This window comes from Mesorhizobium sp. WSM4813 (assembly GCF_055811555.1).
Genome location: NZ_JBVVQU010000007.1, coordinates 62455 through 83227 on the forward strand (window position 1 = coordinate 62455; position 20773 = coordinate 83227).

At 61.9% G+C, this 20773-nt stretch carries 23 protein-coding genes; 9 read left to right on the forward strand and 14 right to left on the reverse strand.

The annotated features are described in order from the left end of the window. Positions 1-140: 140 nt before the first annotated feature. The 3 genes from AC0L25_RS05745 to AC0L25_RS05755 are packed head-to-tail and all read right to left on the reverse strand — an operon-like array spanning position 141 to position 2009. The gene (locus AC0L25_RS05745) at positions 141-440 is read right to left on the reverse strand and encodes a GNAT family N-acetyltransferase (protein WP_473594598.1); all 300 of its coding nucleotides are present in this window, start codon (positions 438-440) and stop codon (positions 141-143) included. 2 nt (positions 441-442) lie between these two features. Next, entirely contained in the window at positions 443-1066 is a 624-nt protein-coding gene (locus AC0L25_RS05750) for an alpha/beta hydrolase (RefSeq protein WP_473594599.1), read from the reverse strand. Positions 1067-1076: 10 nt separating this feature from the next. Next, positions 1077-2009 (reverse strand): VOC family protein, encoded by a 933-nt coding sequence (locus tag AC0L25_RS05755; protein WP_473594600.1) that lies wholly within the window; start codon positions 2007-2009, stop codon positions 1077-1079. A 219-nt stretch (positions 2010-2228) separates the two neighbouring features. Between AC0L25_RS05755 and AC0L25_RS05760 the strand changes: the two genes are divergently transcribed. Beyond that, a complete protein-coding gene (locus AC0L25_RS05760; protein ID WP_473594601.1) occupies positions 2229-3806 on the forward strand; it encodes an alkaline phosphatase family protein in 1578 nt (525 codons plus the stop codon). A gap of 52 nt (positions 3807-3858) precedes the next feature. On the opposite strand, the gene AC0L25_RS05765 is transcribed toward AC0L25_RS05760, so the two are convergent. Then, positions 3859-5361: a PRC-barrel domain-containing protein gene (locus AC0L25_RS05765; protein ID WP_473594602.1), complete on the reverse strand. Its 1503-nt coding sequence runs from the start codon at positions 5359-5361 to the stop codon at positions 3859-3861. A gap of 287 nt (positions 5362-5648) precedes the next feature. On the opposite strand from AC0L25_RS05765, the gene AC0L25_RS05770 reads away from it, so the two are divergent. After that, positions 5649-6566: a diacylglycerol/lipid kinase family protein gene (locus AC0L25_RS05770; protein WP_473594603.1), complete on the forward strand. Its 918-nt coding sequence runs from the start codon at positions 5649-5651 to the stop codon at positions 6564-6566. Between the two features lie 29 nt (positions 6567-6595). Here AC0L25_RS05770 and AC0L25_RS05775 read toward each other — a convergent pair whose 3' ends face one another. Then, a complete protein-coding gene (locus tag AC0L25_RS05775) occupies positions 6596-6772 on the reverse strand; it encodes a hypothetical protein (RefSeq protein ID WP_473594604.1) in 177 nt (58 codons plus the stop codon). A 146-nt stretch (positions 6773-6918) separates the two neighbouring features. On the opposite strand from AC0L25_RS05775, the gene AC0L25_RS05780 reads away from it, so the two are divergent. Further along, positions 6919-8451, forward strand: coding sequence for a sensor histidine kinase (locus AC0L25_RS05780; RefSeq protein ID WP_473594605.1), 1533 nt, complete (start codon positions 6919-6921; stop codon positions 8449-8451). A 100-nt stretch (positions 8452-8551) separates the two neighbouring features. On the opposite strand, the gene AC0L25_RS05785 is transcribed toward AC0L25_RS05780, so the two are convergent. The 3 genes from AC0L25_RS05785 to AC0L25_RS05795 all read right to left on the reverse strand — a co-directional run bounded on the left by AC0L25_RS05785 (position 8552) and on the right by AC0L25_RS05795 (position 10243). Continuing rightward, the gene (locus tag AC0L25_RS05785) at positions 8552-9016 is read right to left on the reverse strand and encodes a hypothetical protein (protein ID WP_473594606.1); all 465 of its coding nucleotides are present in this window, start codon (positions 9014-9016) and stop codon (positions 8552-8554) included. A gap of 12 nt (positions 9017-9028) precedes the next feature. After that, positions 9029-9355: an ElaB/YgaM/YqjD family protein gene (locus AC0L25_RS05790; RefSeq protein ID WP_473594607.1), complete on the reverse strand. Its 327-nt coding sequence runs from the start codon at positions 9353-9355 to the stop codon at positions 9029-9031. A 126-nt stretch (positions 9356-9481) separates the two neighbouring features. Next, positions 9482-10243, reverse strand: coding sequence for a Crp/Fnr family transcriptional regulator (locus AC0L25_RS05795; protein WP_473594608.1), 762 nt, complete (start codon positions 10241-10243; stop codon positions 9482-9484). A gap of 265 nt (positions 10244-10508) precedes the next feature. On the opposite strand from AC0L25_RS05795, the gene AC0L25_RS05800 reads away from it, so the two are divergent. Then, complete coding sequence (locus AC0L25_RS05800; protein WP_473594679.1) at positions 10509-10829, forward strand: response regulator; 321 nt, start codon at positions 10509-10511, stop codon at positions 10827-10829. A 10-nt stretch (positions 10830-10839) separates the two neighbouring features. Here the strand turns inward: AC0L25_RS05800 and AC0L25_RS05805 are convergent, their stop codons facing one another. Beyond that, positions 10840-11391 carry an RNA polymerase sigma factor gene (locus tag AC0L25_RS05805; protein WP_029348707.1) on the reverse strand — a complete coding sequence of 184 codons (552 nt, stop codon included), beginning with the start codon at positions 11389-11391 and terminating at the stop codon, positions 10840-10842. Positions 11392-11394: 3 nt separating this feature from the next. Further along, complete coding sequence (locus AC0L25_RS05810; RefSeq protein WP_352953362.1) at positions 11395-11589, reverse strand: NepR family anti-sigma factor; 195 nt, start codon at positions 11587-11589, stop codon at positions 11395-11397. A 235-nt stretch (positions 11590-11824) separates the two neighbouring features. Here AC0L25_RS05810 and AC0L25_RS05815 point away from each other — a divergent pair, with 235 nt between their 5' ends. From AC0L25_RS05815 to AC0L25_RS05835, 5 genes are all read left to right on the forward strand, one after another. Beyond that, on the forward strand, positions 11825-12619 hold the full coding sequence (locus AC0L25_RS05815) for a response regulator (RefSeq protein WP_352953361.1): 795 nt from the start codon (positions 11825-11827) through the stop codon (positions 12617-12619). A gap of 231 nt (positions 12620-12850) precedes the next feature. Next, on the forward strand, positions 12851-13018 hold the full coding sequence (locus AC0L25_RS05820; protein WP_023797107.1) for a DUF1328 domain-containing protein: 168 nt from the start codon (positions 12851-12853) through the stop codon (positions 13016-13018). 150 nt (positions 13019-13168) lie between these two features. Further along, positions 13169-14203, forward strand: a complete 1035-nt coding sequence (locus AC0L25_RS05825; protein ID WP_473594609.1) for a sensor histidine kinase — start codon at positions 13169-13171, stop codon at positions 14201-14203. A gap of 440 nt (positions 14204-14643) precedes the next feature. Beyond that, on the forward strand, positions 14644-14970 hold the full coding sequence (locus AC0L25_RS05830) for a hypothetical protein (RefSeq protein ID WP_473594610.1): 327 nt from the start codon (positions 14644-14646) through the stop codon (positions 14968-14970). Between the two features lie 80 nt (positions 14971-15050). Beyond that, positions 15051-15293, forward strand: a complete 243-nt coding sequence (locus AC0L25_RS05835; protein WP_029348712.1) for a YMGG-like glycine zipper-containing protein — start codon at positions 15051-15053, stop codon at positions 15291-15293. A 94-nt stretch (positions 15294-15387) separates the two neighbouring features. On the opposite strand, the gene AC0L25_RS05840 is transcribed toward AC0L25_RS05835, so the two are convergent. From AC0L25_RS05840 to xylF, 4 genes are all read right to left on the reverse strand, one after another. After that, a complete protein-coding gene (locus tag AC0L25_RS05840; RefSeq protein WP_473594680.1) occupies positions 15388-17031 on the reverse strand; it encodes a CHASE domain-containing protein in 1644 nt (547 codons plus the stop codon). A 125-nt stretch (positions 17032-17156) separates the two neighbouring features. Next, complete coding sequence (locus AC0L25_RS05845) at positions 17157-17951, reverse strand: ATP-binding cassette domain-containing protein (protein ID WP_065007457.1); 795 nt, start codon at positions 17949-17951, stop codon at positions 17157-17159. Between the two features lie 96 nt (positions 17952-18047). Continuing rightward, entirely contained in the window at positions 18048-19379 is a 1332-nt protein-coding gene (locus AC0L25_RS05850; protein WP_473594612.1) for a sugar ABC transporter permease, read from the reverse strand. Between the two features lie 142 nt (positions 19380-19521). Next, positions 19522-20562 (reverse strand): D-xylose ABC transporter substrate-binding protein, encoded by a 1041-nt coding sequence (xylF, locus tag AC0L25_RS05855; protein ID WP_473594613.1) that lies wholly within the window; start codon positions 20560-20562, stop codon positions 19522-19524. Positions 20563-20773 lie beyond the last annotated feature (211 nt).

The window sequence follows — 20773 nt, forward strand, 5'->3', positions numbered from 1 at the left end:
AGGCAAGGCAATACCCACTAGGCAAGACAACCCACTAGGCAAGACAGGCGATCTGCGCAAATGCCACAGCGATGCATGCTCTTGTGGCTGCCCGTCCTCAACCGTCATCGCGTGCCGAGGCCTGTGGGTAGGACCCAGCGCTATTGCTTCAGCACGTCGGCCCATTCCTTGTGACGATGGAACTGGGCGTTGGCGAACGGACAAAGCGGGATGATCTTCTTGCCCGCCGCGCGCGCGTCCTCGACAGCTCGGGTAACGAGGCGAAGCCCGGCGCCCTGGCCACGAAACGCATCCGGCACCTCGGTGTGGTCGATGATGATCTGGTGCTCGCCGATCTTGGTGAAGGTCATCTCCGCCTCGGTGCCATCAGGCCCGCGCAAGAGATAACGGCCCTTGGAACCGCGATCCTCCAGTTCGATCTCCGGCAATTGGTCAAGCATTGCTACGCTCCCTCTATCGGCGTAGCGGACAGGAATTGCCGCGCCGCTTCGATCTCGTTCGACTGCACCTCATGGCCGCCGTCGTGCCACTCCACTGTGACATCGGCGCCATCGGCGCGCAAATAGGCCTCCAGCCGCGACGTCAGGTTGGGCGGACAGATCGGATCGCGCCTGCCTGCGGTGACCAGGATGCGGCGGCCGGCAAGGCTGCCCTTCACCTCCGGCTCGAACGGGATCAGGGGATGCATCAGCACCGCCGCATCGAACAGAGACGGCGCCGCGAACAGCACCGAGGCCAGGATGTTGGCGCCGTTGGAATAGCCGAGGCCAAGCACCGACGAGGGGCTTGTTGACTCGACATGCGCCTTGACGAAGCCAACCATCTTGTCCGTCGCCCGCGCCAGATCGTCCATGTCGTAGACGCCCTCGCCGGTGCGACGGAAAAAGCGCGCGGCACCGTGTTCCGAGACATCGCCGCGCGGCGAGACGATAGTCGCCTGCGGCGCGAGATCGCGCCCGAGCGACAGAAGCTGACTCTCGTCGGCCCCCGTGCCGTGGAAGACGAAGAACAGCGATCCATCGGGCGAACCGGGCAGTGCTTTGTAGATGTAAGCGTCCTTGCTCATGGCCGTGTCCTCAGTCTTCCAGCTTTTGCAAATGTTGCTCAACATAGGGCCTCAGATGCTGGTGCTGCGACGGCAGCTTCAGCGCCTCGCCGAGATGGGCGGTGTCCTCGTCGCGGGCGAAGCCCGGCTCGTTGGTGGCGACTTCGAACAGCACGCCGCCCGGCGTGCGGAAATAGACCGCCCAGAAATAATCGCGGTCGATCACCGGCGTCACCTGGTAACCGGTGTCCATCAGCGCCTTGCGCACTTCGAGCTGCTTGGCGCGGTTTTCGACAGCGAAGGCGACGTGGTGGACGGAGCCGGCGCCGAGATCGGCAAAAGCGGCGCCCGGCAGCGATTCGATATCGATGATATTGGCGCCGTTGCCGTTCTTCAGCGCCAGCCTTTTTACAGTGCCGGACGTGTCGACTTCCTCATAGCCCATGAATTTTAGCAGCTCTTCTGTGGCGCCGCCATCCTTCAGCCTGAGCGACACCGAGTGAAAGCCGCGGATCGCCTTGTCGGAGGGAACATCGCCCTTAGCCCACGGCGTACGGGTGTCGGCCTTGTTCTCGACCAGCGCAAACCCGTCATCATCGGGACCGGCGAAGCCAAGGCGCTTCTCGCCGAAGCTCTCTTCGTGCGACAGCCCCGTGACGCCCTCATCGGCAAAACGCTCTTCCCAATAGGCGAGCGTGCCCTGGGGCACCGAATAGACCGTGGTGCCTACTTCGCCAACGCCGTGGCGGCTCTTGCCGATGTTGGGGAACGGAAAATAGGTCATCACCGAACCGGGCGTGCCGAGCTCGTCGGCATAGTAGAGATGGTAGACATCCGGCGCGTCGAAATTGACGGTTTTCTTGACCCGGCGCAGGCCGAGCTTTTTGGTGAAGAACTCATTGTTCTGGCGCGCGTCCCTGGCCATCGAGGTGACGTGATGCAGGCCTTTGATCTGGTCGAGCATTTTTCCTGCTCCTTTCCTTCTCGTGCGCGGCCCATGCCGCGGTCCACGCCAATATGAGAACCCGCCAGCCGGCGGCAAAGGCCGCAAACACAGAATGGACTGTGCTCTATGAGTGAACAATATGGCGGCCTTTGTTCACCATTTGGCGAACACCTGAGGCTTGCGTCGCCACAAAAATTCGGCTCCATGAGCGGCACGCTTTCGATGAAGGATACAGCATTGGTCAGAAAAGACAGACGCCCGAATGTTCTCCTGATCACCTGCGACCAGTGGCGGGGCGACTGCCTGTCGGCGGCAGGCCACAAGGTGGTGCGGACGCCGAATGCCGACGCGCTTGCCGCCGAGGGTGTGCTGTTTCGACAGCATTATGGCGGGGCGGCGCCCTGCTCGCCGGCGCGCGCCTGCCTCTACACCGGCCTCTACCAGATGAACAACCGCGTCTGCCGCAACGGCACGCCGCTCGACGCCCGCCACGGCAACATCGCGCTCTCGGCACGCAGTTTTGGCTATGATCCGACGCTGTTCGGCTACACCGACGTATCGCCCGATCCGCGCACGCTGGCGCCGGGCGACCCGCGGCTGAAAAGCTACGAAGGCGTGCTGCCGGGCTTCACCGTGCGCCAACTCCTGCCGGAGCACCAGAAACCGTGGCTGTCGTGGCTCAAGGCGCGCGGCATCGATAGCAGCGCCGGTTTTCCCGACATCCATCGCCCAGCGGACGAGATTGGAGCCAGGACCGACGGCGCGGTGACAAGCGCACCGCCCGTCTACGCGAAGGACGAAACCCCAACCGCTTTCCTGACCGGCGAATTCGCCCGCTGGCTTGACGAACAGGAGCGCGATACACCGTGGTTCGCGCATCTTTCCTTCCTCAGCCCGCATCCGCCCTTCATCGTGCCGGAGCCTTACAACAGGATGTACGATCCCGCCGAGGGCCCGGCCTTCCGCCGCGCCGCGAGCTGGCAGGCCGAGGCGCGGAGCCACCCCTACCTTGCCTATAACCTTGACCTGCAGGAGCGTTCGAATTTTCGCCCCGGCGCCGAGGGCAAGGTGCGCGACTGGGGCGACGACAATTTTGGCCGCATCCGCGCGCTCTATTACGGCATGATCGCGGAGGTTGACGCACAGCTTGGCCGCATCTGGCAGGCGGTCAAGGCGGCGGGTGCATGGGATGACACCATCGTCGTGCTGACCTCCGATCATGCCGAGATGATGGGCGACCATTACATGCTGGGCAAGGGCGGCTTCTTCGACGGCAGTTATCATATTCCGCTGATCATCCGCGACCCGCGTCGCCGCAATGCGGCCGGCGCCAGCGTCGACCACTTCACTGAGGCGGTGGACATAGCGCCGACATTGCTTGCCCTGCTTGGCGAGGAAACCCCGCCGCATCTCGACGGACGATCGCTGAGGCCGTTCCTGGACGCCGGAGAGCCGGGGGACTGGCGCGAGGCCGCGCATTGGGAATTCGATTTCCGCTCGATTGCCGAAGGTGATGCCGAGCGCCATTTCGGCATCGGTCCGCGCCAGTGCAATTTGGCCGTCATCCGCACGAAACAATTCAAATATGTACATTTCGGCGGCGGCCTGCCGCCGCTGCTGTTCGACCTGGAGCAGGATCGAGACGAACTAACCAATGTCGCGGCCGATCCGGCCTATCTGCCGGTCCGGCTGGAGCTTGCCGAAAGGCTGCTTGCCTGGCGGGCCGAACATCTCGATCAGTCGCTGGCGCTTGCCGAACTGACCGACCATGGCGTTGCCGGCCACGTCGCAGGCCTGCCAACTTTCCAGTCATAAAAAAGGCCCGCGCCGTCGCCGGCGCGGGCCTTTCGGGATCAATCAATAGGGCTTAGCGCATGATCATACGCTGTTCGTCGCGTTTTTGCGTATAGGTGCCCTTGTCATAGGCGACCTGCGCCTCGAGCTGCTCCTTGGTGAAGTTCGTGTAGAGATAGCGGTTGCCATCCTTGTCGGTCATGAACTTAAGATTGTCCATGCCGATTGCCACTTCCTTCTCGCCAACGCCGAGGAAACCGCCGACATCTATGATGACGGCGTCGACCTTCTTGTCGCCCGTCAGCACGACGTCGCCAATCTCACCGACGTTGACATCATTGGCGCCGTAGACGGTGGTTCCAACCAAATCTTCGGACCGGATTTCGTTGATCGGCATTTCGGTCAGCGCCGATTTGTCGATCGCCGCGGTCTGCGTCTGGTCAGGGGTTGCGTCAGGCGTTGCTGCAGCCGGAGCCTCGGCTGTCTTGTCCGCCGGTGCTGGAGCAGCGGGGTCAGGCGTTGTTGCCGGGGCCTGCGCCATCTTGTCGGCCGGGGCTGGAGCCGGAGCCTCGGCTGTCTTGTCCATTGGAGCCGGAGCAGCGGTGTCAGGGGTTGCCGCCGGGGCTTCCGCAGTCTTCTCCGCCGGGGCTGGGGCCGCATCGACAGCAGGGGTGGTTGTCACTGGCGCCGGCGCCGCAGCGTCATTCGATGCGGTTGTCGCCGGGGCGGGATCATAGGGTTCGCGGTTGAACTCCGGCAACGCCTCCAAGTCTTCCTTCGTGGTCTCGGCCACCAGCCAGCGATCGCCGTCCCTTTCCGCCCACTTGGCCTTATCGAACTCGAAGGCGACATTCTTTTCGCCAACCTCAAGGAAGCCGCCGACGCCAATGATCAGCGACTCGGCCTTGCCATCCTTGGCCAAGACGATGTCGTTTACGTCGCCGATATTTTGAGCATCGTCGCCGGTGCCGTTGTAGACGGTTTCGCCGATGATATTGGTGGCAAGATTACCGTCGGCACGCTTCCCAGGTTCGGCGGGAGCTGCGGTGCTATCGGCGGGAGCAGCCGGAGCATTCTGTGCGGTGGTATCCGTCGAGCCGGAAGGGGCGGCAGGAGCCGTAGCCGTGGTGTCATTGGCCGCAGGAGCCGGATCGTAAGCGTCACGGTCGAAGTCCGGCTGAGCCGTCAACTCATCCTTTGTGGTTTGGGCAATCAGCCAGCGGTCGCCATTCCGTTCGGCCCATTCCAGCTTGTTGTAGTCGAAAGCCACGTTCTTGGCGCCAACACCAAGAAAGCCGCCGACGCCGATGACGACGGATTTCGCCTGACCGTTTTCATCGAAGACGACATCACTGACCTCACCGATATTCTCGGCATCGTCGCCTGTGCCATTATAGACCGATTCCCCAATGATATTCGTCACTAGGCTACCCTCGGCGCGGGCAACAGGGGTCGCCGGGGCGGTATCCTGGACTGCCGGGTCTTGCGTTGGGGCCGGGGTTGTGGCCGTCTGCGCATATGCACCGGTCGCAATCAGCGCTGCGAGCGCGGTGGTGGTCAAAAGGGTGCGGATCATCGTAATACTCCTCGCGTATATCTCGTTGGGGCCGCGAGCATGGGAGATCGGTCGCGGCGTCACACATTCACAACGTCGTGACCGCGCGGTTGTTCCGACACCATTGCGAGTGTCGTGCAAAAACCACCCGAATCGCGCCCAACCATGCGTTCGGCGGGTGGAGATTCGCTCCTGTATATTCGTCAGAGCTGCGGAACTTTTTTTCAGCCGCCCCGTTCCAGCCTATGGCTGGGTGTGTTCTGGCCGATGATTATCCAATGGCTGCCAAGAAAAAACGGAGCGGGGGGATGCGATTTGCGGCGGTGCTGAACCAGGAGGGCGGCACTTTGCGCACGATTGATCTTTCCGCCTTCACGGACCGGATGCGCCAGACGTTGGAGGCAGCAGGTCATACCATCGATATCGACATCGTTGCCGGCAAGGATATCGTCGCGACGCTGGACCGCATCGCTTCGAAGCACAGCGCCGACATTGTGCTGGCCGGTGGCGGCGACGGCACTATTTCGGCTGCGGCGGCTCGGTTGATGGGCAGGAAGAAAGCACTTGCCATTTTACCGGCTGGCACGATGAACCTGTTCGCCCGTGGGCTCGGCATTCCACAAACCCTTGACGCGGCCGTGAAATCTTTTGCCGACGGCGAGGTGATCGCAGTCGATATGGCAACCGCCAACGGAAAGCCATTCGTGCATCAGTTCTCGATCGGCATGCATGCCAGGATGGTTCAGCTTCGCCAGACCATGGAGTTTGGCTCGCGGTTAGGAAAGATGCGGGCCTCGGTGAAGGCTGCCTGGGCGGCGATCAACAACCCGTCGGCAATGAAGGTGACGCTGACCATCGGCGAAGCCGAGATCGTTACGCGCACCACCGGCATCGGCATCACCAACAATCTGTTCGGTGAGGGTCATCTGCCCTATGCCGACAATCCCGCCGGCGGCGTCCTCGGCATCTATGTCACGGTGGCGCGGCGGCGTGGTGAACTGGTCAGGTTCCTCTTCGACGTGGCGCGCGGTAAATGGCGCGACAGTGAGCGCGTCGAAATCCACCAAGCCGACCGGGTCATTTTGAAAGTCCACTCCGCAAAGAAACTTCGCGCCGTCATAGACGGCGAACTGGTCGGGCTTGATCGCGAAACCACGGTCGAAATTCATCCTGGCGCGCTAAAGGTTCTCGTCCCGGCGCGCGCCGTCCAAGCGGAGGCAGCTTGATGCAGCCCGGCACAGTCGATCAGAAGGCTTCAGCCTTTGGGAATCTCGCCCTGTTCGGTTGTCGACGTCTTGTCTATCATGTTGCCGTAAATCTCCGCGATGCCCCAGGCGATAAACGCCAAAAGCAGCGCGGCGATCAAGATACGGAAAGTGTGCCATCCCCAGCGTCCCTGGCGGGCTTTGTCTTCAGGAACGATCCTGGGCATGATCGGCCTCCATGTCGATTGGCGCTGGCGGGCGCGGCTGGCAAAATGTGGTTGGGTAACGGTTCCTCAAGGCGAAGGTTCCGGTTTCAGAGCCAGGCAACTGGGCCTGGCGCGAATGGCTGCAAGCCGATGCTCTTGGGGGCCTTGTGGATAGCGGGGTAGAGAAAACGCCGAATCTGCCGGTCGATGTCATTAACGTGGTAAGGGCGCAGGATCGGCTTGCAGTACTGCACGGTCTCGATGCAATGGACACGGCGGCCGATCCTGACTTCGACCATATCAGCGGTCTTGCCGCCGCGGTCATGCAAGCGCCCATCGCGCTGGTGACGCTGGTCGATGTCGAGCGGCAATGGTTCAAGTCCGGTGTCGGTCTAGATGAGGCCGAGGCCGCGACCGATGCATCTTTCTGCGCCCATGCCATTGCCGCCGGCGACGAGCCGATGGTGGTGACCGATGCGACCACGGATCCACGTTTCAACGCCAGCCCGCTGGTCACTGGCGAGCACCATGTCCGTTTCTATGCGGCTGCGGCGATTGTAGTGGCAGGCGCCCGGATCGGCACGCTCTGCGTGCTCGACCGGAAGCCGCGCGCGTCCCCGTCTGCCGCCCAGCTCGAACAATTGACGGCGCTCGCCAGTCTCGCTGCCAGCCTGTTCGCATTGAAGGACGCCACCCGCAACGGCGCCAGCATCGCTGCAGCGCTGGCGCGCGAGGAAAAGCGGCGCGGCATAGCGCTCGATGCCGCCTCGCTCGCAAGCTGGGCATGGGATATCCACACAGATGTGATCGAATGCGATGTCCGGTTATCCGAGCTGTTCGGCCTGCCGAGCTCGAACCGGCTGAGGGCGCGCGATATCCTTGCCGCCATCGACCCGCGTGATGTCTACCAAACCGAGACGCGCTTTCGTGACGCGCTGACCGGCGGCGACGACTATTTTGGCGAATATCGCGTCAAAGGCTTCACTCCGCCGCGCTGGCTCGCGACGCGCGGCCGTGTCATCGAGCGCGACGGCGACGGCAAGCCTACGCTGATCTTCGGCGTCAATTACGACATCACCGAACGCAAGCTGGGCGACGAGCGGCAACGGCTCTTGCTGCGCGAGCTGAACCATCGCGTCAAGAACACGCTGGCGACAGTGCAGGCGCTGGCGACGCAGACCGTTCGCCATGCCCGCCAGCCGAGCGAGTTCCTCGAAGCCTTCAGCGCCAGGCTTCAGGCGCTGGGCGCCGCCCACAGCCTGCTGTCCGACCGCGAGTGGCGCGGTATCGGCATTCGCGAACTCGTGCAGATCGAGGTGAAGCCGTTCGACACCGCCGAACAGCCGCGCATGACGATCTCAGGCGCCGATCTGCTGCTTTCGCCCGACCAGGCGGTCGGGCTCGGCCTGATCTTGCATGAACTGGCCAGCAACGCGCTGCAACACGGAGCGCTATCGGCGGCTTCGGGCAAGGTCGATCTCGACTGGCGGGCACAGGGCCGGAAAGGCGCACGGCGCCTGGTGCTGACCTGGCGCGAAAGCGGCGGGCCAGAAGTTGCCTCGCCCGAACGCCACGGCTTCGGCTCGATCCTGATCCGCCGCAGCCTGGCCAAGGTCATCTCCAGCGAAGTGACCCACGAATTCCGGCCGGAAGGCGTGTTCGCCGAAATATCGATGCCGCTGGAGGATCTGCCCAAGTGACGGCTCGACCATGATCCCGAACCGAAGGTCCGCGTCAGCGAAAAGTGGAGCCCGGTTTTCGGATAAGATGTGGTCAAACAACAAGAAGAATCGCTTCGAACTATTTCGCTTCGCCGGCATCCGGATCGTCGGCATCGGGCTTCACGTTCTCGCGGTAGATGGCGTAGGCGGCGAGTGCAATCGCTGGGCCGAGTAGGGTGCCCAGGCCGCCTTTCCCCTTAAGTAGCGCCGGCAGCACGGCGAGCGCGGCCGTGATGCCGACCGCCTTCATATCGGCTTGGCGCCTCCGCGCCCGGCGTCGGGCGCGCGCGCCGGCCGACAGCTGATGGAAGAGCAGGAGAAGCCCTGCGATCACCAGGAAGCCGACGCCGAAACCAAGGCAGGCTGCCATCGGCCCTAAGCGACCCGCCACCCAGACATAGGCCGCTCCGACGAGGAACCCGACGCCACAAAGTGCTGCAAGCGCTGCGAGCGCATAGACGATTGCAGCCGTGCGCGCGCGGCGCATGACTACAAGGGCTTCACCCGAGGCGAGGCCCGTGATCAGCGATGCCAGCATTCCCATCTGGGCTGAGGCTTAGCGGCGCGCGAGAAGCGCGAACAGAAAGCCGACGCCTGCCGCGATTGCCAGCGACGTCACCGGCTTTTCGCGCACGCTCGCCACCACTTGCGCTTCGAGATCCTTGGCGTTGCTGCGCATATTTTCAAACGCTGCTTCGCCTTGGGCGCGCAATTGCTCGACTCCCTCCGTAGCAACGCGACGAGCAGCCCCGTACCCATGTTGGCCGGTCTCGGCCAGCTGTTCGGTGAGTTTCTGAATGTCGACTTTCAGCTGCCTGATGTCGGCTTCAAGGTCCGAATTCGGCTGGCTTTCGTTCGGGGACTTTCCTGCGGCAGTCGCCATTGCTTAACTCCTTGCGTTTGCTCGGGTCGAAACGTTCGACCCAACCCCAAGGTTCCGAAATCGGAACAACTCCATGAAAGGGTGTTTCCGCAGGCGAGTCCAGCCCGACACGTCTCCGGTAGCCGCTCAGATCAGCGGTCGGCGATCTTCGCTCAACCCTTCCCAGCGGGCGAGTTCCTTGAGCCTTTCGGTGTCGACCACCTCGCAGCCGCCGTCGCGCCAGAAGATAAGGTTGCGGTCCATCAGCTTGCGGATCGTCTTGTTGGTGTGGACCAGCGACAGGCCGAGCGTATCGGCGAGGTGCTGCTGCGTGATCGGAATCTGCACGGGCGTCCTGCCGTTCAGCCCGATCGCTCTGGCGCGGCTGGAGATGAATGCGATGACATAGGCTGCACGCTCGAGCGCGGTGCGTCTGCCGATACTGAGCAGGCTCTCGTCCAGCATGCGCTCCTCTCGCGAGGCGATCCAGGTGATGTCGTAGGCGAGGTCCGGATGGTTGCGGTAAAGTTCGGGAAGGGATTCCCGCTCGAAGACGCAGAGCAGCATCGGCGACAGCGCTTCGACGGAATGCTCCATTTCGCCCATCAGGCTGCCCTGCAAACCGATGAGATCGCCTGGCATGGAATAGTTCAGAATCTGGCGGCGGCCATCCGACAGCAATTTGTAGCGGAAACCCCAACCCGACAGCACCGTATAGAGATGGGCGCTGTGGCTTCCCTCCACCAGAACGGTAGCCCCCTTGTCGAAGGCCAGTTCGCCCTTCTTGTGTGCGTCGACGAAAACAAGTTCCTGCTTCTCGAATGCCCGGAACGCCGGCAACGGCCGCAGTGGGCAGTTCTCACATGAATACCGGCGGGTGGACAAAGAACGGCCGTTCTGGCCAGACATTTCAATCCCTCTTCGAAAGCGGGCCCTTTCCGGAGGGCGATAGCAAACGCCCTGCAGGCGTCGAGGTTACGCCATCGGCGACGGGCATGTCTTTTTTAAATGACAGGATGCCAAATAACATTAAATGACAGGAACCCAAATAGGGAACATCACTCCTCTATCCCTTGCGCTTCCTGTTCCCTGCGCGCCACGGAGACATTGCCACGTGCCCCCATTGCTGGATGGATTGCGGATTCTTGTTCTGGAGGATGAATTCCTGATCGCCATGGATGTCGAGCAGCTTTGCCGCGACCATGGCGCCGACGATGTGGTCATCGCCCGCGATCTCGGTGAGATCGATAGGAAGAGCGTTGCCTCGCAATTCGACGCAGCCATCGTCGACCTCATGCTGGGCGGCACTTCGACACTCGATTTCGCTTCGCGGCTGCGCGAATCGGGCGTGCCTTTCGTCTTCGCCTCGGGCTATTCCGACATGGACGAAATCAAGGTGTCCTTTCCGGATGTTAGATTGGTCACCAAGCCCTATTCGGGAGACGATCTCGTGCAGGCGGTGGCGGCGGCGTGCGGGCGCGGAACTCTTGTTTGATGGTCCGTATTCAGGCGGCGTTCGACCCCGTCACCTGAGCCGATATCGCATCCGGGCCAAACTCGTCATCGCCGGAAATCTTTAGGATTTCCTGCAGCCGCGTGCGGGCGCGGCTGACGCGGCTCTTGATCGTTCCGACCGCGCAGCCGCAGATCTCGGCGGCCTCCTCGTAGGAAAAACCCGAAGCACCGATGAGGATGATGGCTTCGCGCTGGTCCTCGGGCAATTGCTCGAGCGCGCTACGAAAATCCTTGAGGTCGAGCTGGCCGTGCTGAGCCGGATGGACGGCTAGCCTGGCCGTCATGATGCCGTCGCTGTCCTGCACCTCGCGGCCGCGCTTGCGCATCTGCGAATAGAATTCGTTGCGCAGGATGGTGAACAGCCATGCCTTGAGATTGGTGCCTGGCTCGAAGCTTTCATGCTTGTCCCATGCCTTCACCAGCGTTTCCTGCACCAGATCGTCGGCCTTGTCGGCGTTTTGCGTCAATGACACGGCAAAGGCCCGCAGGCTCGGAATCGAGCCGAGCAGATCCGTCTTGAAGCTCTGGGAGACGGCGGCCATGCCTCAGTCCTTTTTCCGTGCAGGTTGCGCCTGCTCCAACTGGCTGAGCAATTGGGCGAAGCGATCCGGCACGTTGTCGGAGACCAGCTCGTCGTAATATTGTTTGAGTTTGCGGCCGATTTCCGAGTTTGGCCCGAGCGGGTCGCCGGAAGCAGCCCGGCGCCTGTTGGCAGCACCAGCCGTGTTATCTTTCCTCATGTCCTCATTTCGCCCTTTGTTCCCAGCACCCTGCCGCCCTTCAATACACGATGCAAAGCCGGCGGTCCCCTTGTCTGGTTGCCCGTCCCGACCTCAAACGCCGTCCTCTTACATTAGTTCCAAAAGCATCGGAACTTTTTCGTAAAGCCGGCGTTTATGTTTTCAGGGCTATTTCGGGGCTTGTAATCAGCTTGGCCCACAATCTATGCAATTACGTCAGAGGGAGACGTCCATCATGAGCCTATCCGCAACCATCGCTCCGCACCTGCCGTTCCTGCGCCGCTTCTCGCGGGCCGTTTCCGGATCGCAGGAGAGTGGCGACGCGCTGGTCGCCGCGATGCTCGAAGCCATCATCGCCGACGTTGACATCTTTCCGAACGCGTCAAGCGACCGCATCGCGCTCTACAAGGTCTTCGCCAGGCTGTTCACCTCGGTCGCCATCCGCGTTCCGCAAGAACACCCGCAGTCGGCGTGGGAACAGCGCGCCGCCGCCAATTTGAACGCCATCTCACCCCGTCCCCGGCAGGCCTTCCTGCTGGTCGCCGTCGAAGGTTTCAGCGAAGACGAGGCGGCAGAGATTCTCGACGTCGACGATCAGGAGTTTTCCGACCTTCTTGCCGAGGCCAGCAACGAGATTTCCCGCCAGGTGCAAACCGATGTCCTGATCATCGAGGACGAGCCGCTGATTGCCATGGACATCGAGCAAATGGTCGAAAGTCTGGGCCATCGCGTTGTCGGTACCGCGCGTACCCACGCCGAAGCGGTGGCAATGTTCACAAAGACGCGGCCGAAGATGGTGCTCGCCGACATCCAGCTTGCCGACGGCAGTTCGGGCATCGACGCGGTGAACGAGATCCTGTCGTCTACACCGGTGCCGGTGATCTTTATCACCGCCTTTCCCGAGCGCCTCCTAACCGGCGAGCGGCCGGAGCCGGCCTTCCTCGTCACCAAGCCGTTCAATCCGGACATGGTCAAGGCCCTAATCAGCCAGGCGCTGTTCTTCGACCGGCACGCGAAAGCCGCTGCATAGGACCGGGCAGGCCCGGCCCTCGCCGCCCGTTCGACAGATCGCCCGTTTTCCACTGATCGAATGATGCTGACCTCTTGCGGCTGGCAAACGTCACTTGCGCCTCGAACTTCCCCTGAGCAATGTCGATTCAATTCGGGCCGGAAAGATTTGCAGGGATCGTCTTTTTCGGGAAATGGTGGAACAAACGGCAGAGAAAGACGTTTTTGCCGTACCATTTGAAGGAGATGGATCATGCTTTACTGGGCGCTCGTATTTCTAGTCGTCGCGATCATTGCAGGCGCTCTTGGTTTCGGCGGCATCGCCGGCACCTCGGCTGGTATAGCGCAGATACTATTTTTCATCTTTCTCGCTTTCCTGATCATCTCGCTTATTGCGGGCTTGTTCAAACGCGCGTCGTGAACTGCGATCGAACACTGGGAGCCGCACCCCTCAAGCGGTTTCCAGCTACCGCCGAGCGGTGTCCTTAGCGGGACGTCGTTCGGCGGACCTCTTTTGGGAACCCATTTTTCCGTCAGCCGTTCAGCCTGCATTGGGTGGGTGAAGCGACCGATGCAATCCAGAGCCGGAGACATGAAAGACAGCGGACGGAGCAATGAGATCATCGCTCTGCAATCCGGTGAGAGTGGAATGCAGCTTGGCCGGGCCCTTCTCCATGCGCTGCACAATGCCGGCATTTCGGTTCTCTATCAGGATCGCGAGATGAGAACCGTCTGGGCCCGCAACATGCGTCCGCCATGGGCTTCCGATACGGCCGACAATAACGGCCTCCTGCCGCCGGCGCAGGCGGAGCGTATCGGTGCGGCCAAACGCAACGTCGTCGCATCCGGCAATCCGGAACATCTTGAGCTCAGCATTCCCGCCGACGATGGCGTTCGCTGGTTCCAAATATGGGTAGACGCGGATCGCGACGACGGCGGCGCGGTGCAGGGCGTTGTCACCACCATGGTCGAAACAACCGAGCAGAAACGTCGCGAGCAAACCCTGAAGACGCTGCTGCGAGAGGTCAGCCACCGCTCAAAGAACCTTTTGGCAATTATCCAGAGCATCGCCACCCAGACCAGCCGTTATTCGGACACGCTCACCGATTTCCTGACACGCTTTCGCGGCCGTCTGCAGTCTCTTGCCTCATCGCAGGACCTTGTGACCTCGTCCAACTGGCGGGGAGCGGCACTGCGCGAACTGGTGTCCGGCCAGGTCGGCCGCTATGGAGCCGACCCCGTGCGCAGCCTGCGTTTTCAGGGTGCAAATCCGTACCTTAACCCCAATGCCGCCCTGCATATCGGCTTGGCCATGCACGAGCTTGCCGTCAATTCGGTCAGCTACGGCGCTCTGTCGCGAGCCGACGGATTCGTCGAGGTGACGGCCGATCTGACGGCCGCTTCCGCTGGCGAGACCGCCCTGTCGCTGACATGGGCCGAAGCCATCGGAGCCAATGACAATCATCCTAATGAGAAGCGTTTTGGCAGTGTAGCGCTCGAGCGCGTCGTGCCTGCGTCGTTGAACGGTAAGGCGACACTTGAAATCACCGGGGACCGCCTCGAATACCGTCTTGTCGTTCCTCGTGGCAATTTCGAGACGGATTGACCGGACAACAGCCGAGCCCAAGAGAGTTAGGCCCCGCCGACCTTAACCATCTGTTCACCATAACGTCCGATGTTGTTCTCCAGGGCACCACTCCGCATGACGTTTTCGATCGCAGTTGCGGCGCACGGGAGGAATGGCTTTGACGGTTGCCGACATCAATAGGCTAGAACACGCCGCACGCGTTTCGATGGGCGGGTTTCAAGATATCGAAGCACCCGCGATGCCGTCGCCTCGTGCTTCCCTCCCGACCCCCGGCCTCGCCGCAATCAGGCTGGCTGCAGTGGTCGTCCTGGCCGCCGCGTTCCAGTTGGTCTAGAGCGTCGGACGCAAGTGGCCGGCGCTGTGCTTGCCTCATGTCGACCTGTTCCAATCAGCCGCCAGCCCGCATCGCCGGAACTTTGGCGGATGTGGCCCGTTCTTATGGCGAGAGGACCGTCGCCATGGAACATATCGCTGCAGTGCTGCTGGTTATCGGCTGTTCGAACACGATGACCGAGTGTCGCGAACTGCCTTTGTCGGTGAGCGTTTTCGAAACCGCTCAGGAATGCAATGCCGAGCGTTCTTTCGTCTTGGGTGATGTGCAGGGTCAGGCTCCGCGCATACTTGCCAAATGCCTTTCCGTCGATCCGGCACTTGAGGATGATTACGACCGGATCGTCTGGAATGTGCGTCCGGGCGGCACGCTCGACGCTTCCGTGGAGATTTCCAACTTTGAGGTTGCCTCGAACGGCGCGCGCCCCGAACAAGATTCTCTTAGCCAACAATGAAATCGAGCAGGCAAAACGCTTTTTCGCATGATAAATGAGGGGTGGAGCTACAAGTGAGGACAAAAGCGAGGAGTGACTCTATGCGGAAGATGATTATTGCCATGGTTGCCGTGATTGCGGTCAGCGGTTGCAGCACCACCGAGCGGGACGTCGGCGTCGGCGCCGGTGTCGGCGCTCTGGCCGGCGGCCTGATTGACGGCGGCAAGGGTGCGCTCGTCGGCGCAGCCATCGGTGCCGGTTCCGGCCTGCTGGTGCGCAACCTGCGCAATGGCTATTGCCAGTACCGCGACAACCGTGGCCGTCTGTTTACGGCTCGCTGCTGATCCGTTTCAAACGCATGAGGCAATAGACGCGGAGACCGGACGAGCCGGTCTCTGTTTACTTGCGCCTTCGAAAACGGTCGTTTGCGACAGCGTTTCAGTCCGACAGTGGAACCCTGATTTCCACGCGCAACCCGCCATCATGAAAATCGCGATTGATCGTACCGCGCAATTCGCGCGTGACGTTCAGATCGATCAGCTTGGTGCCAAAACCGGTTTTGACAGGTGGTTCGAGTTTCTTCTGGCCGACTTCGCGCCAGTTGAGAACCAGCGTCCGGTCGCGCCAGCGGCCTTCGACCGACCAGTCGACCTTGAGCGACCAGTCGCCCTTTCGAGTATTGGCCGGATTGCCGGCTTCGCCATATTTCAGCGCGTTCGTCGCCAGTTCGTGAAAGGTCAGGCCGAGCGCTTGCGTCGTCGTCTCGTCGAGCAGTACCTCCGGCCCCGACAATATCCCCTCGGGAAGCTCCTTGCCGAACACCTGGCCAAGCTCGATGCGCAAGAGATCGCCCAGATCGGCCTTCTGCCAGCGCGAGCGCGTCAGCATGTCCTGGGAAGCCGCCATCGCTTGCAACCGGGCCGAAAAAGAGGACGAGAACTCGTGGACGTCGGTGGCGTGCGACGCCGTCTGGCGCGCGATCGCCAGCACCCGCGTGATCGAGTTCTTGATGCGGTGCTTCATCTCCTGCAGCATCAGATCTTTTTCGAGCAGGCTCTTTTCCGTCGTCTCATGAAGCAGCGAGACCGCGTCATAGGCCCGCTCCTGATAGCGTGCCACCAGCGCGATGGTTCCCGCGAGCAGCAGTCCGAACAGGCCGAGCATCACCGGAATGGCGCGCGAGGAGGGTTGCGAGAAGGCGCTTGTCGGCCTGAACAGGACGGTCCATGGACGTCCGGCGATGGTGATCTCGCGAGAAACCACCAGCCTGTCACCGAAGGTCGACGTCGGCGGCGTTTCCGACCGGAACAAAAGATGGTCGGCATCCACCTTGCCGTCATAGATTTCGATGTTCACCGGCAGCAGCGGCGTCCGGCTGAGCGCGGTCTGGAACAGATCTCGGGAGCGGAAGGCCGCATAAAGAAAACCTGTTGTCGAGGATCTGGACGCATCGATGCCGTCCTGGGCGGTTTCGACGTTGAGCCGCACGAAGACGAGGAAGCCGGTGAAGGTCTGCGCAGCACCTGTTCCCTGGCCTAGCTGCACGCGCCCGCTCGCGTGCTGCTGGTTGTCGGCCATCGCCCGTTCGATCGCCTCGCGCCGCACCGGTTCGGTGAACATGTCGTAGCCGATGCCGGATTGATTGGAAGGATCCAGCGGCTCGAACAGCATGATGGGCGTACGCCATGGCAGCGTTGTCGTAGCCGGATAGATCGCATGGCTGGCGCCATAGTCGTGCCGGATGGCACGCTCGACCGCTGCCTCGTCGCCGGCTCTCACCAGCCGGAGAAAGCCGATACCGCGCAGGCCGGTAAAATTGTCGTGGATACCAAGCGCTTCGAAGAACGCCCTGAATTCGCCCCGCGAAATGCCGCCATTGCGCGCCTCGAACAGTGCATGGGTCGATCGCAGCAGCGACAGATGCAGGTCGATGCGGCTGTCGATCCGGTTGAGCGCATCGTCCGCCGTTGCCTCGAACTTGATGCGCGCCGCTTCCTGCGTGGCGAAATAGGCGAATCCCGCCATCGTCAGGCTGATCAGCGCGACGGCGATGAAAGCGACGATCGGAAAGAACTTCTTCAAATTGCTGCTACGGCCCATGGTTCCCCATCTTATGGGCAAGTCCCCGCGTCAACACAATGGCGCGGCCAAACCATGATGACCGCTGGTACATCACATGACAGGTACTTAGCCGGCTTATTGAAGCTTCACGCGGCGATCTTCAGCGCACCTGGCCCCGGAATGGCACCGGGCGGGCACTTGCCCAGGATGATCATGCCGAGCACCTCGTCCTGGGTCACGTCGCTGGTGCGCGCCGTGCCGACGACCCGACCATTCTTCATCACGCAGACGCGGTCGGCAAGCTCGAACACATCGTGGATGTCGTGGCTGATCAGGAAGATGCCGATACCGTCGGCCTTGAGTTGCATGACCAATTCGCCGACCTGCGCCGTTTCCTGCGGGCCCAGCGCCGCCGTCGGCTCATCCATGATCAGGATTCGGGCGTTGAACAGGATGGCGCGCGCGATTGCCACCGACTGCCGCTGGCCGCCCGAAAGCTTGACCACCGGCTCCTTGAAGCGTTGGAAACGGGGATTGAGCCTGCCCATCACCTTGCGCGCCTCGGCTTCCATGGCGCCATCGTCGAGCGTCCCCCAGCCCGTCATCAGCTCGCGGCCAAGGAAGAGGTTGGCGGCGGCGTCGACATTGTCGGCGAGCGCCAGCGTCTGGTAGATCGTCTCGATGCCGTATTTCTTGGCGTCGCGCGGATTGGAGATCGAAGCCTCCTCGCCATTGACGAAGATCTGGCCAGAATCGCGCTTGTAGGCGCCGGACAGGATCTTGATCAGCGTCGATTTGCCGGCGCCGTTGTGGCCAAGCAGCGCCACGACCTCGCCCGGGAAAAGGTCGATCGACGCATCGTCGACGGCGCGAATGCCGCCAAAGGCAATCGAAATATTGCGCATATCGATCAGCGGCGTGGGAGCAGTTGTGTCAGCCATGATCGTTCCTCCCTATGGTTTTTGCTGGAGCATGGTGTTGAACCGAAAACGGATATCCACTTTTCACTGACGCGGACCTTCGGCTCGGGATCATGCTCAGACCCGCTTGCGGTAGACGGTATCGAGCCAGACGGCGACGACCAGGACGGCGCCGACGACGACGCTCTGAAGCGGTGAATCGATGCCCAGCAACACCATGCCGGACTGCAACGACTGCATCAGAAGCGCGCCCAGCATGGCGCCGAGCACCGTGCCGGAGCCGCCGGCCAGCGACGTACCGCCGATGACCGCGGCCGCGATGACCAGCAACTCGTCCAGCGTACCTAGCGCATTGGTCGACGCATTGAGACGGGCCGACGCAATCGCCGCGCTGATCGCGGCCAGCACGCCCATGATCATGAACACCTTCATGGTCACCCAGCGCGTGTTGATGCCGGCGAGTTCCGCCGCTTCCGGATTGCCGCCGATGGCAAAGACATAGCGGCCGAAACGGGTGCGCCTGGTGATGAAGGTCATGACGATGCCGACAGTGACCGCGATCAGCACCGGTATGGCGATGCCATGGGCGATGAACAGCCCGCCTTCCGGAACGGTGATGCCGGTCCGCTGGGCGTACTGGCGAACGATGCCGATCGGCCAGGGATAGGAATTGGTGATCCAGACGGCGCCGAGGATGGCGGCGCAGGCGACAACGCCAAGCAAGGTCTCCGCCCAGACCGGCCGCAGCGGGAACTTGAACCGCTTGCGCTGCGTCCGGCCGTTGAGCAGCATGAAAGCGACGGCCACACAGGCGAGAATGCCGACGATCCAGCTTGCGGTTGCCCCGATCGAGCCACGCGGCCCGCCACCCATGAGCTGGAATGTGGCGTCGAGCGGCGCGACGGTGCGCCCGCTCGTCATCAGCCACGCCATGCCGCGCCAGATCAGCAGGCCGCCCAGCGTCACGATGAAGGCCGGAACCTCGAGATAGGCGATGATGAAGCCCTGGAGCGCGCCGATTATCAGGCCGAGCACCACGCCGGCAGCCAGTGCGATAATCCATATCCAGGGATTTCCAAGCTGGAACCCCATGACGCTGATCAGGAATTCGGCCTGCGCGACGCCCATCACCATGCCGATCACGCCTTCGACGGAGCCGACCGAAAGATCGATGTTGCGCATCACAATGACCAGCACCATGCCGGTCGCCATGATCGCGACCGAGGAGGTCTGCACCGACAGGTTCCAGAGATTGCGCGGCGTGAGGAAAAGCCCACCCGACAGGATGTGGATTCCAACCCAGATGATCAGCAGCGCGCCGACCATGCCGAGCATGCGTATGTCGAGCTCGGTTGCCTTGAGGAAGCGGCCGACGGGGCTGAGCTCGGATTCACGCGCCCGATCGGCAGCTGTATCGGCGGCCGGCCTGTTGGAAGTCGTGTCGGTCATGATGTCCTCGCACCGGATTGCCGTCTGCCGCGGATGCCGGAAGCAGCTTAGAAGTTACCCGCGAGAAGCGGAAAAACAATTCTTTTTGAAAAAACGCCGCGGCGTGAAGCCGCGGCGTTTCAGGCTTCTTGCGAAGGCCGGATCAGTTGCAGACCGGGACAGTGCCCGCCGCCACGCCGGCGCAGACCTCTTCCTTCTTGATCCAGCCCGCGTCGATGACGACGTTGAGATTGTCCTTGGTGATGGCAATCGGCGTCAGGAACAGCGACTTGACGACATTGCCGCCCGGCGTGGTGAAGTCCTTGACGCCCGAAATGTCGGTCATCTGCTTGCCGTCGGCAAGCTGCGAGGCGATCTCGGCAGCGTTCTTGCCGAGCTCGCGCGCGTCTTTCCACACCGATACGGTCTGCGTGCCGAGCGCGATGCGGTTCAGCGCGGCATGGTCGCCGTCCTGGCCCGACACCGGGACGGATCCGGCCAAGCCTTGCGCCGTCAGCGCCGCGACGACGCCACCGGCGGTGCCGTCATTGGCGGCAACCACCGCATCGACCTTGTTGTCGTTGGCGGTCAGGAACTGTTCCATATTCTTCTGGGCGTTGGCGGGAAGCCAGCCGTCCGTATAGGCCTCGCCGACATTCTTGATCTTGCCGCTGTCGATGGCGTCCTTGAGCACTTCCATGGAGCCGGCGAACAGGAAATCGGCATTCGGATCGGCGCCCGAGCCCTTGATGAAGACGTAATTGCCTTCCGGCGCCACCTTGAACACTTCGCGGGCCTGCATGCGGCCGACTTCCTGGTTGTCGAAGGTCAGATAGAAGACGTCCTTGTTCTCGATCAGCCGGTCATAGCCGACGACGGGAATGCCTTCGTCCAGCGCCTTCTGCACCGCCGGCCCGATGGCCGAGGCATCCTGCGCAAGGATGATCAGCGCGTTGGCGCCTTGCGAGATCAGGCTCTCGACGTCGGTCAGCTGCTTGCCGGGATTGGACTGTGCATCGGCGGAAATATACTTGTCGCCGGCCGCCTCGATCGCCGTCTTCATGGCGGCTTCGTCGGTCTTCCAGCGCTCTTCCTGGAAATTCGACCACGAAACGCCAATGACCTTGTCCTTCGCCTGTGCGACCGACGCGAGCGTCAGCGACATGGCGACCCCCGCCAGAATGGCGGCTGTGAATCTCTTCATGATATTCCTCCCTGCGCCGCGTACGGCACGACCAGACTGGCCCGAAGGCCGGCACAAAGGCTCTATTTTTTCGAGCCTCGAAAAAATACTGGTCCGACGCCGAAGCGCTGTCAACATCAAACCTGGTCGATCTTGATGTCCCTGCCGACTTATTTCGAGTCTCGGAATAAATAATGACAGGGCCCGCTGCCTCTGCGAGTATTTGTCGGAC